The following is a 13534-nucleotide window of genomic DNA, read 5'->3' as shown; positions in this document are numbered from 1 at the left end:
GATGGAGGCCATATGTTGATAGAGAGTCAGAATAAGGATAAAGCCGGGTCAGAACGTTACTTTAACCGAGATTTAAGCTGGATTGAATTTAATCGCCGTGTGCTTCAGGAAGCTCAGGATGCAGATACACCGTTGCTGGAGAGAGCCAAATTTTTGGCGATTGTATCTAGCAATTTGGATGAGTTTATGGCTGTTCGTGTTGCAGAGACGCGCGAGAAAATCAAGGCGGGTTTTATGCAAAAGGATTTTACGGGATATACCCCCTCCGGTTTGTACAAACGCCTGATCAAGCGTACTGTCTCGATGGTATCGGAACAATACCGGACCTATCGTGATATTTCTCGCCTCTTGACGAAAAAAGGTCTTTTACTGCTCGAATATGAAGACTTAAATACGACACAGCGCAAGTCGCTGGATGCATATTTTCATGAAATTATATTTCCGGTGCTCACGCCGATGGCGGTCGATCAGAGCCGTCCTTTTCCACTCGTTCACAATAAATACGTATATTTAGCGGTCGTTTTGAGACGTCCGGGGGATACGGAGGAGGATAAACCGCTTTTTGCCATTGTGCAGGTGCCTTCGAATATTCCACGTGTGGTTACAGTGCCGTTACGTTCCAATAGCAAGAAGAAATCATTTATTTTAATTGAGGAACTGATCAAGCATCATATCCAAACGCTGTTCACTGGGTATATCCCAGAGGCCGTTCATGCTTTTCGTGTGACACGTAACTCCGATTTATCCATTAATGAAGAAGAAATCGAAGATTTGCTCGAAGAGATTGAAAAAGAGCTGCGTCGAAGACGACGGGGCGCGCCAGTAAGACTGGAAGTAGAAAAAGGGATTCATCCCTATGCCCTGATGGAGCTTCAACGCGAATTCAAGCTGTTCGACCATGTGTTTGAGGTGGACGGGCCGTTGGATCTGACATTTTTATCGTCTTTTGCCGATCATTTGGAAGGGTATTCGCATTTGAAATTCCCGGCAATCAAACCACTGTATCCGGAAGAACTGCCCCCGCAGGAGGATATTTTCAACGTACTTCGCAAACGGGACGTGCTCGTGTATCATCCGTATGAATCATTCGATGCGGTAACTGATTTTATCATTGAGGCATCAGAGGACCCGGATGTGATGGCAATCAAAATGACCCTGTACCGTGTCAACGGGGAATCGAAGCTGATTCCGGCATTGGCACGTGCGGCCGAATCGGGCAAGCAGGTAACAGTGGTGGTGGAGCTGAAAGCCCGTTTTGACGAGGAACGTAATATTGCCTGGGCGCGTACGCTTGAAAAAGCAGGCTGTCACGTAGTGTATGGGTTGGTTGGCTTGAAGACGCACGCCAAAATCATTCTTGTCATACGCCATGAGCGCAACGCACTCAAACGATATGTGCATGTAGGTACAGGCAATTATAATGAAAGCACGGCGCGTGTGTATACGGATATCGGATTGTTTACGTCGGATCCAGTACTTGGTGAGGATGCCTCCGAACTGTTTAATGAAATCACGGGATTCTCTGCGCTCAAGACTTTGCAAGCTTTTACGGTGGCTCCAACGGGAATGAAGAACAAGCTGTTTGAACTCATCCGTAGGGAAGCAGAGCAAGCATTGGCAGGTAAGCCCGCCCGGATTATTGCCAAGATCAACTCCTTATCCAATCAGGAGATGATCGATGAACTATATGCGGCTTCCCAAGCAGGTGTGAAGATTGATCTTATCATCAGAGGGGTCTGCTGTTTGCGTCCCGGTGTGGAAGGATTCAGCGAGAATATACGTGTCATCAGTATTGTAGACCGCTTTCTGGAGCATTCCAGATTGTTTTATTTTGAAAATGGAGGGAAATCCGAGTTATTTCTGTCCAGTGCGGATTGGATGACGCGCAATTTGACCCGCCGAATTGAACTGATGTGCCCGATTTATGATGACGGGATCAAAGAAATGCTGGCAGATATTCTGCATTTATCGTTAAGGGATAATGTGAAGGCGCGCCAGCTTTTGCCTAATGGCAGCTATCAATTTGTGTCCAGAAACGACAAAGAGGCTCCCATCAGGAGCCAATCTGAAGCGATGAAGGTTAGAAATTGGAAGAAGGTAGAATGGACCACGACAATGTGAGGTTCCACGCCTTTTGGAAATCTTTCGCAACGGATTCTAGTTCTCGTTGTTCTAATATGGGTTCACTCTTGCTTTCCAAACGAAGATGCATTGCGTCATCCCCTGTAGTAGGATTGATGCTGGTAATCATTCCGGACTCACTCCGATCCATGCCAATCGCGAGCTGGAGCAGCGAGCCGAGCCGATGTACACGTTCCTCGTCGGAAGGCTCCAAAATATCCGCATGTGTGCGTAGCAAACGGGGGGTCCGGTTCTTGGGATGGTAATCCGCGATCAACGCGGCTAGTACCGTTTCCCTATGGGATAGACCGCCAATGCCTGCATGTAAGATCCAGAACACGGAATTCTGGCGAAAATGATAGTAATTCAAGGCAGCTCCCGTTTTGTAAAGAGTTGCTGCGGTCAGTAACAAACGTTTGTCCATAGCAGCTGAGGTTCCGCTAGCTAATGTGTCATAGAGCCGGACGGCGTACTCGTTAACCCGCTTGACATGCGCTTCGCTAACCGGGACAGCAAACGAAAGGATATTGCGAATGGATGTGATAAGCGGATTAGCTACCACGGGCTGTTCAGCGTTGACCAGCTCATGAAATAGGCCGTCTCGCAGACCCGCTCCACTGACCAGATACGCGGAGCCTTGAGCAGCTTCAAATATCGTTTTCAATATAATAAGACCCGGTACAATGATGTCGGCTCTGTCCTTGGACAGGCCGGCTGTTTTTTTGCGTTTTTCATAGGGAAGATGGGGCAGACTGCCATAGAAGTAATCGACATCTTCTATCGTCATTTCGTAATGGTGCGTCACAGGAAGTGAGTAATCCTGCCGCTTCTGATTGATTTTAGCCAAAGTACGCAGGGTCCCACCTAGCCCGATGAATGGCAGATCCGGATTGGAGAAGATCCAATCATGATTTTGCAGTGAAGAACGGACAAAGCTCTCCATTTCCTCAATCTGCTGAGGAGACCATTCGCCATTCTTGACCTCACGTCCAAAGCGCCAGTTCATATTGACGGCGCCAAAGGGAAATGACACCGTATGCAGTCGCTTTCGATCGCGGAACAGCGTAATTTCGGTACTGCCACCCCCGATGTCAATGATGATTCCATCACTCACATTCATAGTGTTCACTACACCCAGAAAACCGGCATAGCCTTCTTGCTCTCCGCTCAGTATTTCCAGTGTTAAATTTGTCTCCTCCGCAATCCATTGGACGATTTCGTCCGAATTCGTGGCATTGCGGATGGCTGCTGTTGCTGCTGCACGCATACGGACAACCCCGTGCATATGGCATACCGCCATAAATTGGCGCAACAATGGAGCGATGCTTCGAATCGCCTCCCGTTCCATACGGCCGTTGGCCCCAACCTTTTCGCTCAGTCGGGCAGCTTCTTTGCATTCCTGCACAATGCGATAGGCTCCTGTCTCTGTCATTTCATAGATCACCAGACGTATGGAGTTTGAGCCAATGTCCATGATGCCAATTTTGCTATTCATGAGTTGACCTCCTTGTTGAAAAACGATTTGGCGGTAATTTCCGCTGTTCCGTGCAAATGGTAGTAGATTATTGTCATTGTACCAGTGATATTCGGTGCATGCTACCGTTCGCCATGATCTTGTCGAAATAGACACATGCCGCGGACAATCATCCAAGAATAGAACATTCCTGTTGAGTATGTATAAGTATACCTGACGGCGAAAGGAGAGGGTTAGATGAGACAACTTGCAAGCAAATGGCTAAAGACGAAGGCGCTGCTCCACCATCCACATACCGCCGTTTATATACCGGAAACCTGTCTATATAGTGAAGATCAATTGCGCATGATGCTGCGGCGGCATGCTTTTGTGTTTATAAAACCTGTAAAAGGAGGCGGAGGAATCGGAGTCATGCGTGTGGCAAAGGAGCGTAGGGGATACACCTGCACGCGTATGGAGCACACGCACCGGTTCAGTCATTTTAGAGCACTTGTAATCGGAATCCATAAGCTCCGAATCCAACGCCCATATCTCATTCAACAAGGGATCCAACTGGCAAGTATTCAAGGTAGACCTGTCGACTATCGAGTCAAAGTTGTGAAGGAAGGGCAGAGATGGGATTTTCGTGCGGTAGTTGCACGTCATGCTCGTCCCGGACTGGTCATTACGAATCTGTGCAGAGGGGGAACTTTGCTGAAGGGAACAGATGCGCTTCGAATGATATATCCCCGGCGGCTTGCTACGCGAAAGCGGCGAGAGATCATTGAACTTACACAGCGCTGTATTCCTGTGCTGGAAAAAAGGTTTCCTGGGATTGGACAACTAGGATTTGATTACGGGCTTGATCAGAATGGAAGGGTATGGATTTTAGAGGTTAATACAAGACCTCAATAAATTTCTGTTTTCTTCAATAAAATCCCAATTTAATCTATTAACAAGACGCTAAATATAATATATTTGTATAAATAATAAAAATATTTTTTTGTGTTCAAGCTTCAAAATTCTGTGTATAAATATTGTCCACATTATCCCCTGTCACATATAAGGGTTAACGACACTTACCAACAATTTATACACAGGATTTCCACAATTGGCTGTGGATAACAGAACGCTTGTTCCGTTTTTGGTATTTTGATAGAATAGATTTTGAAATAAAAGGAAAGGTTGTGTCGAGGATGGCTATGCTGACGGATGAGATGCTTTTGGATTCCTATCAGATGGCAATCGAGCTTAAACTTGAATGTGACTTCATTGCACTGTTGCTGGCTGAAATTCACAAAAGAAATCTAGAGATGAATACAGCCGTAGTCCTTCATTAGACCGGACAAGCTCTCGTACTGCGACTGTAAAGTCATTCAGGGTTCGAATGGCTTTACAGACAATCACTGCAACGAATAGGCACACCGTAAAAAAGGGTATTTCACTCCAAACATTCAAATTTGGAGTAAAATACCCTTTTTTGTCATAGTCTAAACTAGACTACAATTTCATGTTACTGCTGTGACCAGGAGACAACTTGGCATCTGGATCTACATAGACCTTGGCGTTGTTGACTGCCGTAGGGGCTTCACCAAAGCCGACCGCAATCAGCTTGAGCTTGCCTGGATAGGTTGTAATATCTCCTGCGGCGAAAATGCCGGGAATATTGGTTTCCTGGCGAGAATCGACCACGATGGAATTACTTTCGATTTCAATTCCCCATTCAGCAATCGGGCCAAGTGTGGATACAAATCCAAAGTTAACGATCACATCATCCACTTCGATTTCCTGTGTTTCTTTGGTTTTTACATGAGCAAGAGTGACTTTCGTAATCGTGTCTTCTCCATGCAATTCTGTAATTTCCGTTGGTGTAATAACATTTACTTTGGATGCCAGGAGGTTTTCGACACTGTGTTCATGCGCACGGAATTTGTCGCGGCGGTGAATCAATGTAACCTGTTCTGCAATTGGTTCCAGCATGAGTGCCCAGTCTACGGCAGAGTCACCGCCACCACTGATTAGCACTTTTCGGCCTGCAAATTTGCTCAGGTCGCTAACAAAGTAATGCAGGTTCGTTTTTTCAAAATGTTCGGCACCTGGAAGCTCCAGTCTGCGCGGCTCGAAAGCACCAACACCAGCGGTAATAATAACCGCCTTACCATGATACTCGCCACCTTTGTCTGTTTTTACAATGAAGTGGCGTTCTTCTTTTTTCTCTAACGATACGACTTTCTCTTCTAGCTGCACTTCTGGATTAAAGTGGTTCATTTGTTGAACCAAATTGTTGACCAGTTCCTGTGCAGTTACTTTAGGAAAGCCAGCAACGTCATAAATATATTTTTCAGGATAAAGGGCTGCAAGCTGGCCGCCCAGTTGGGGCATACTTTCAATTAAGGTGACGGATGCCTGACGCATTCCTCCGTAAAAAGCGGCGAAAATACCGGCTGGACCGCCTCCAATAATGATCAGATCGCGGATCTCCGCGCCTGTGGATTGAGTTGTCACTCTAAAAACACCTCCGAAAGGGATAGTATGGAATTTGTAATTATTGAATCAGCCGCATAGAGGTTCAGATAGCCGCCGAACGCATGATTCACTGTTTATCATTATAAACTGCCAGGTTCCGCTTGCAAAGTTAAAGCTATTAATATTTGATGAAGACTTTTTTGTGAGTGTAAATTAACCGTTTTGAGAGAACAGCTTCGAATAATTATGTATATCGGAAGGGGTAAAAGCATGAGCAGTATTCCCAAAATTGTCATTGTGGGCGCCGGATATGGCGGTATATTGACGGCTCAGCAATTGCAAAAGGAGCTCAAGCACAATGAGGCGGATGTCACGCTGATCAACCGTCATGATTACCACTATATTACGACACATCTTCATATGCCTGCGGCAGGTACGGATACGATTGAGCATTCAAGGATTCCGATTGCGCAGCTAATCGATGAGTTCAAGGTGGATTTAGTCAAAGGAACGGTTAAGGAAATCATACCAAAGGAGAAAAAAATCGTGCTGGAGGACGGCTCGCTGTCCTATGATTATTTGGTCATTGGACTAGGCGGGGAGCCAGAAACATTTGGCATTCCGGGGATGGATAAGTTTGCGCTGACGATTCGCAGTATTAACTCCGTTCGCCTGATTCGGGAGCATATTGAATACCAGCTGGCCCTGTATAAAAATGATGGTAAACCAGGTCGCCTCAATTTCGTCGTAGGGGGCGCCGGTTTTAGCGGCATTGAGTTTGTGGCGGAGTTGGCGGATCGTTTGCCACAGCTGGCTAGAGCTTATGACATCGACTTTAACCGGATTCAAATCATTAACGTCGAGGCAGCTCCTACGGCACTGCCGGGGTTTGATCCTGAACTGGTGGAGTATGCGATGGATGTCCTTAAGCGTAAAGGGGTCACCTTCCGCATTGGAATTCCGATTAAGGAATGCTTGCAGGATGGTGTAATCGTTGGTGAGGGTGAGAAAATCGAAGCCTGCACGGTGGTCTGGACGGGAGGGATTCGTGGAAACGGATTAATTGAGAAAGCTGGATTCGAAGTGATGCGTGGAAGGGTGAAAATCGACGATTTTCTGCGTGCACCGGGCCACGATGATATTTTTATTATCGGGGACAGCTCCTTGATGTTTAATCCCGAAGGACGCCCTTATCCACCGACTGCCCAAATTGCGATGCAGCAAGGGGTCCTTTGTGCCAAGAATCTGGCCGCTACTCTTCGCAAAAAGGAGCTGCACAAGTTCGTATTTTCCAATAAAGGGACGGTTGCTTCGCTTGGAAAAGGCGAAGCCGTCGCCGTGGTGGGCAAACGCAAAATAAAAGGTTGGGTGGCCGCACAATTGAAAAAAATTGTCGATCTCCGCTATCTGTTCATCATTGGCGGAATTCCACTGGTACTGAAAAAAGGACGGTTTTTCTAAGGCAAAAAGGTTTCCATGACTCCTAAAAAGGAGCTTGGAGACCTTTTTTATTTCAATGAACAAAAAAAGATATTGACTCATAACTATTCGACGTCGTATAGTATGATTACTAATTACAGAGGGGGAGCTTCACATTGAATTCTGATTTTAAAATCAATGCCGATCCCAGTAGAATACATTTATTGACTGAAAAGTTTCCAAATGTGGACTCCCAATCGTTGAATACGTGGGTACTTTTCGTGCAGGCAGCACATGAAGTGTACAATGGAGTGTCTTCCAGACTCTCGGAATATGGGCTATCTGTAGGCAACCTGAAAATTTTAATGCCATTGTTTTTACATGAACGTGCATTGACTCCATCAGAGCTGGCTGAATATTCAGGGGTTACTCGTTCAACAGTAACCAGCGTCATTGATAAGCTGGAACGGGACGGCATCATCCGAAGAAGTACGCTAACGGATCGACGTATGACCGCGATCTCCTTGACTGATGAAGGAAAACAGTTAATGACGGAAAAAATTCCGATGTTCATCCAGCTTTTTTCGGATTTAATGAATGAATTTACAAAGGAAGATCATATTCTATTTGCTACGTTATTAAATAAGTTTTCCTCAGGACTTGAACGGATAAAACGGGAATAATCAAATTTCCCGGCTTAAATAGTTAGATGTCGTACTATCAGGTTCCTTATTTGTTTTTGACTATTATTTTTTTAACCTATCATTGGCTAAATCATCATGAAGGAGAGTTTATTGCAATGAATAAAAAGATCATTGTGTACGTGCTACTTGTTGTTGCATTAGGTACCGGAGGTACGCTGATGGCAATGAGCGGCAAGGATGCTGTGAGTATGGCAGCCCAACAAAAAAACACACTGCTTACGGCAGATACCGTAAATGTTGCTTTTCAGGGCGTAGGGGGAAGAGTAAACACGATTGAGGTGAAGGAAGAACAACAGGTGAAAAAAGGGGATGTGCTCATGACCCTCGATCCTGTAGACCTTGATTTGCAAATTGAGAAATTAAAAACGGATATCGCACAGGCTGATGTGAAAATAAAACAGGCTAAAGACGGGCTGCAAAATCAGTCGGAGAAAATTTCAACTTCAGAAAAACAGGGACAATTGGACATTCAAGCCGCGCAAGCAGGAGAGTCCTTATTAAATCAAGGAACACGTGCGGAGGATATTCTAAGACAAAAGCTGGCTATTGAAGCAGCACAGCAATCGTTGGACGCAGCTCTGACAGGAGTAGAGACAGCCAAAAGGAATGCGGAAATCGCGCAAAAAACAGTATCATCCAGACAACAGGCTCTGGACTTGGCTAATGTGAATTACAACCGTATCAAAGCGTTATATGATGCTGGAGCTGGAACCAAAGCAGAACTGGATAACGCCAAAAACCAACTGGATAATGCCCAAATCGCGTTAGATACAGCTACAGATCAGGTTGAAATTGCCAAAAACCAGATTATAGCGGCTAGCAAACAATCAGACATTGCTAAAAATGGGATCGCTCAGCAGCAAACCGCTTTGGATAAAATGGAGGCAGGCGCAACTGCTGAGGAACGCCAGCAGGCTCGTATCAAAACAGAAAAAGCAAAGGAAGCCTTGACTCAAACCTCGCAAACACGAAAAGATGTTAAAAATAGCGAATACAATGTGGATCTTCTGGCTCAACAAAAGCAGGCATTAAGTGTTCAACTCAAAACTTTGGAATTGCAGCGCGGACGTATGGTGCTGAAGGCATCCGCAGATGGTAAGGTGTCGCGTATTGTACCTAAAATGGGAGAGATCGTTTCTACGGGGGCAACGGGCGTCGTTATTGAAACCAATCAGCTATACTACGATATTTATGTGGGCGAGGATTCCATGTCACAGTTTAAAGCTGGGGGAAATGTGAATACGCACGTCGTAGCTTTAGATAAAGATGTCCAAGGCAAGGTGAGGTACATTACTTCTGCCCCTCAGTATACCAACATGAGAATGAGTCGGGACAAAGGTCTGTCGGATATAAGCTCCTTCCAAGTGCGGGTGGATGTCCAGCGAACATCTGAATTATTACCTGGAATGACGGTAGAGGTTGTGACGAAATGAAGGCGTTTATAGAAGAATGGAAGCTGATGATCAGTGGTAAGATGGTTTTTATCATGCTGCTCGTTCCTATCGTAGTAGCTGTAGCCTTTGGATTTGTTTTTAAAAATAATCAGCTTAACGATGCCTCTGTAGCTGTAGTCGATTTAGATCATAGCAGTTATAGCCGACAGCTTATTAATAAATTGGATGCATCGCAGTATATTGATGTACGCCATGTGCAAGAGAATGAAGCCGATCCGAATTTACTTTTATATAATGAAAAGTTTTTTGCGGTGATTTACCTTCCAGCTGGGTTGGAGGAAAATAGGATCAAAGGAGTTCAGAGCAACATCGGTTTCTATGTAGATAATACGGTAGGTCAGGCTACTGGAAATCTACGCTCGGCAGTCACAGAGATCATGGCGACGGAAAATGCGATGCTGGCTGGTGGTGGATTAAAGGGTATGGGAATGAGTGACAGCCAGGTTACAGGGCTTACTTCCAATATGCTGCTTCAGCAGCGCCTGTTATATAATCCTACCAATGCTACTTTGATGACCTCAGTTATGGGGTTCATTAATACGGTCATGATTTCACTGATGGGTGCTACTGTACTGACAATTGTCCCGCGATTGCGGGAGCAAGGAAGATTAAAAGAGGAGCTTCAGTTTTCGTATGGTTTGATTCTTAGGGTGTTGCCGTATGCGTTAGTAGGATGTGTTTCCTTTTACCTGTCCATTGGTTTACTTAAGCAAATTGGCGGACTGCGCTTTGAAGCGAATGTATGGCAGCTCAGTATCCCATTTCTCCTGTACACGATTACGTTGAGTTTGTTTGCGATGGCTTTAGGGTGGAATGCGGCGAATCCGGGAAAAGCTTCCCCACGCCTCATGCTAATTATACTGCCTTCGTTTTTACTGAGCGGCGCTCAATTGCCAGTAGCTATGCTGCCCACATCGCTGCAATATATTAGTAATATTCTTCCATTGACCTGGCATTTCAAGTTTTTGAGAGGGATGGGCTTCAAAGGTGGGAGCCTGAAGTATTTTATTCCTGAGCTTGGCGGCTTTTTGATCCTATTAAGTGGTCTGCTGCTTGTTATCTTTATTCAGATCGCTTTGGAGAAAAGAAAGCTGGCGAAAAGTGAGGATTCGTCCGTCGTGGTGGAGCCTGTGATGCAATAAAAAAAGGATTCTGCCGTCCCGAAAGTGGGAGTTCGCGGAATCCTTAATTGTATGCTGCGATATGGTACTGACGGTTGTGCTTTACAGCTTCAACATGTCTTCAAATGATTCCTCATTCAACACGCTGCCGACATAGAAGGAGCCAAATTCACCGTAACGGGCACTGACTTCATCAAAACGCATTTCGTAGATTAGCTTCTTGAACTGAAGTGCGTCATCGGAGAACAGTGTTACGCCCCACTCCCAATCGTCAAAGCCGACAGAACCGGAAATGATTTGCTTTACTTTGCCAGCATAGCTGCGTCCAATTAAACCGTGGCTGCGCATCAAGGTGCGACGCTCGTCCATTGAAAGCATGTACCAGTTGTCATCTAGATCACGTTTTTTGTTCATTGGATAGAAACAAATATAACGGGCCTTGTTTAATACAGGCTTCAAGCGTGCGACAATTTGTGGATTTTGCATAGGATCTTCATCTTTGCTCAAATAATTGCTCAGTTCCACCACACTCACATAAGAGTAGGTTTTAGTTGTATATTTGGCGAAGGTTGTTTTGTTAAAATCATTTTCCAGTTTATTGAGGTCTTCCAGCGTTTCGCGCAGGTGCATCATGACAAAATCAGCCTTTTGTCCGACTACAGTATAGACAGCTGAGCTGCCCAGACCCGCTTCCTCGGTAACGTTCCATTCCTTCATAAACTCTTGAAGCTCGTCCAGTGCTCCGGCGCGCTCTTCATCGTCTGCGGTCTTCCATGCTGTCCAGTTGATGGACCGAAAATCGTGAAGCGCATACCAGCCTTCCAGTGTGGAGGCTACTTCGTTAGGTGTTGCTGGGGTTTGTTGAGGTTGATGTTGACTCACGATCTACACTCCTTTACGATCTGTAAATGGTAATCGGCTTAGCCGAAATATGTGTACTTCCTAATATCATTCCTGTATCCAATACGTGATACTTAACCATTATATTGTAGCTCAAAGTAAAGCTTTTCACCAATGAAAGAAGTGTGAAGAATTTTATTTTTACCATGATGCAGGTCACAAAGTCATAAAATAGTTAGTATTCTCGAAAAAAGTAGAACTCAGACGAATACGGCTGCCAAAAAGGAGAACAATTGCCCTTATTTTGTTGGTCCCACCAGAAGGCAAGTATGATAGAATAGAAAAACATCTTGGAGACCGTTATGTCAGGAAAGGAAGAATGTTGGAATGCGGATGAAAAACCTGCTGCACTATACTGAGAACCACCGCTACTGCGTTTATCGGGAATTTGGCTTGAGCGCACTGGATGAATTGATGCTGGGAAGCGTCTATCAGCCGATGGTAGGCGCATTTGCGGTCAGTCTGTATCGACTGTTGTTCCAGCATGTGCCAGTCGGACAAATCGGTTATTCGCCGTTGGAACAGCAGCGTCGCCTTTTTCTGACACTGGGACTGGAGCCGAGTGAGAAGGGACGCAAGTATTTGATTGAACAGACCTCCAAACTGGAGGCCGTCGGTCTGTTACAGACGTCCAGGCTGTATGCACCCGAAACGGACGACTATATGTATGAATATGAGATGCAGCCGCCGCTCGCACCTGCTGAATTTTTCAGAACACAGCATCTCACCCTTTTGTTGAGAGACAAAATCGGTAAGTTTGCAGTGCTTTCTCTGAGAGAATCATTGTGGAGCAGAGAATCTAGCGAATGGTCGCAATCTTCCTATAATAAAGAGAATATTTCGATTCCATTTTATGAGTTATTTGAACTGAATACCCATGTTATAGATTATGAATTGGAGCAGGCGTTGTCCGAGGTGTCTACTAGCCGTCAGACTGGACCACTTGCGTCAGAATCGGAGGAAGCATTGAATTATGCAGATATTATTCTCCGTTTTCCGCGTGAATCTGCCAATCGTAAGCACGTGGAGCGTCTTCGGTTTGAGCACGAGCAGTTAGGCATGGTCAATTACGTTGTTCGCAAATTTGATCTTTCTGTACAGGATATTAGCCGATTGCTGGATGAGGATGGTATTTTTACCGAAGCAGGCGACTTGTTGCTCGACGAGCTTCAGCTTCGGGCTAGCCAGCACTCCAGACAGGATCGCAAGCGTCAGGAGGAGCAGCAGGTTCAAGCCGCCAAGGTAGTTGCTTTGCGCCAAAGGGAAGCTTCCACATCTGAAGAGCCGCCTGCAGAGCAAGCTGTGGAAATGGAATTTTATGTGGAGGTTCCCCCACAATTCACAGCCAAGTGTGACATTCACCAATATAATATGATGTTGCGCAACGAGCCTTATCGCCGTTTGCTGCAAACCTTTTTCCCCGGCACGGTTCCCGGTAACCTGCTGGATATATTCGAGAAAATTGATATCAGCTATAAGCTGCCAGGCGAAGTCATCAACGTGCTGATCCATTATTTGATGTCACTGCTCGTATCCGGGAGCGATCAGCGGATTAACCGCAACTTTGTCGAGGCCGTTGCTTCCAATATGCTGCTTAAGCAGGTAAACACTTACGAGAAAGCCGTTCAATATATAAGGGATCAAGCTAAGGTAAAAGGAAAACAGTCCTCTGCTTCTCCTTCCGGCGGTCGATCCCGCGCGTATGCCAAAAATAACGGGCCAGCCAAGCCATCCATTCCAATCGTTCAAGATCAACCTTCCGAGGAGTCTGTATCTGAGGAAGAATTGGATGAACTGCTGCGTCTGGCCGAACGAATGCAATCCGGTAAACAGAAAAAGGTGTAGGTAGATTTTAAGGTATCCATAACTCTGCACTTTTTAAGAAAGGAGGAGCGT

At 45.6% G+C, this 13534-nt stretch carries 11 protein-coding genes; 8 read left to right on the top strand and 3 right to left on the bottom strand.

What is annotated here, in order from left to right:
- Positions 1-12: 12 nt before the first annotated feature.
- Positions 13-2121, top strand: a complete 2109-nt coding sequence (ppk1, locus tag ACWA2B_RS13210; protein WP_029518237.1) for a polyphosphate kinase 1 — start codon at positions 13-15, stop codon at positions 2119-2121.
- On the opposite strand, the gene ACWA2B_RS13205 is transcribed toward ppk1, so the two are convergent.
- Positions 2081-3616, bottom strand: a complete 1536-nt coding sequence (locus ACWA2B_RS13205; protein WP_029518238.1) for a Ppx/GppA phosphatase family protein — start codon at positions 3614-3616, stop codon at positions 2081-2083. The two genes, ppk1 and ACWA2B_RS13205, sit on opposite strands and share 41 nt — an antisense overlap.
- 216 nt (positions 3617-3832) lie before the next feature.
- On the opposite strand from ACWA2B_RS13205, the gene ACWA2B_RS13200 reads away from it, so the two are divergent.
- Both ACWA2B_RS13200 and sda read left to right on the top strand, forming a co-directional pair.
- The gene (locus ACWA2B_RS13200; RefSeq protein WP_165148519.1) at positions 3833-4489 is read left to right on the top strand and encodes a YheC/YheD family protein; all 657 of its coding nucleotides are present in this window, start codon (positions 3833-3835) and stop codon (positions 4487-4489) included.
- Positions 4490-4770: 281 nt separating this feature from the next.
- Positions 4771-4914 carry a sporulation histidine kinase inhibitor Sda gene (sda, locus tag ACWA2B_RS13195; RefSeq protein WP_007431918.1) on the top strand — a complete coding sequence of 48 codons (144 nt, stop codon included), beginning with the start codon at positions 4771-4773 and terminating at the stop codon, positions 4912-4914.
- 160 nt (positions 4915-5074) lie between these two features.
- Here the strand turns inward: sda and ACWA2B_RS13190 are convergent, their stop codons facing one another.
- Positions 5075-6079 carry an NAD(P)/FAD-dependent oxidoreductase gene (locus tag ACWA2B_RS13190; protein WP_340933088.1) on the bottom strand — a complete coding sequence of 335 codons (1005 nt, stop codon included), beginning with the start codon at positions 6077-6079 and terminating at the stop codon, positions 5075-5077.
- Positions 6080-6310: 231 nt separating this feature from the next.
- On the opposite strand from ACWA2B_RS13190, the gene ACWA2B_RS13185 reads away from it, so the two are divergent.
- The 4 genes from ACWA2B_RS13185 (at position 6311) to ACWA2B_RS13170 (ending at position 10759) form a co-directional block, all read left to right on the top strand.
- Complete coding sequence (locus tag ACWA2B_RS13185) at positions 6311-7501, top strand: NAD(P)/FAD-dependent oxidoreductase (protein WP_025724040.1); 1191 nt, start codon at positions 6311-6313, stop codon at positions 7499-7501.
- A gap of 134 nt (positions 7502-7635) precedes the next feature.
- A complete protein-coding gene (locus ACWA2B_RS13180) occupies positions 7636-8142 on the top strand; it encodes a MarR family winged helix-turn-helix transcriptional regulator (protein WP_013372886.1) in 507 nt (168 codons plus the stop codon).
- Between the two features lie 116 nt (positions 8143-8258).
- On the top strand, positions 8259-9596 hold the full coding sequence (locus ACWA2B_RS13175; protein ID WP_039272689.1) for an HlyD family secretion protein: 1338 nt from the start codon (positions 8259-8261) through the stop codon (positions 9594-9596).
- Positions 9593-10759 (top strand): ABC transporter permease, encoded by a 1167-nt coding sequence (locus tag ACWA2B_RS13170; RefSeq protein ID WP_322252310.1) that lies wholly within the window; start codon positions 9593-9595, stop codon positions 10757-10759. The genes ACWA2B_RS13175 and ACWA2B_RS13170 overlap by 4 nt, the downstream gene beginning before the upstream one ends.
- An 81-nt stretch (positions 10760-10840) precedes the next feature.
- Here the strand turns inward: ACWA2B_RS13170 and hemQ are convergent, their stop codons facing one another.
- Entirely contained in the window at positions 10841-11620 is a 780-nt protein-coding gene (gene hemQ, locus ACWA2B_RS13165; protein WP_051718004.1) for a hydrogen peroxide-dependent heme synthase, read from the bottom strand.
- Positions 11621-11965: 345 nt separating this feature from the next.
- Between hemQ and ACWA2B_RS13160 the strand changes: the two genes are divergently transcribed.
- Positions 11966-13483, top strand: a complete 1518-nt coding sequence (locus ACWA2B_RS13160) for a DnaD domain protein (RefSeq protein WP_069012623.1) — start codon at positions 11966-11968, stop codon at positions 13481-13483.
- Positions 13484-13534 lie beyond the last annotated feature (51 nt).

It is taken from the genome of Paenibacillus sp. CMM36 (assembly GCF_053570945.1).
Note: the sequence above shows the minus strand (reverse complement) of the source record. Positions and strands in the feature narration are given on the sequence as shown.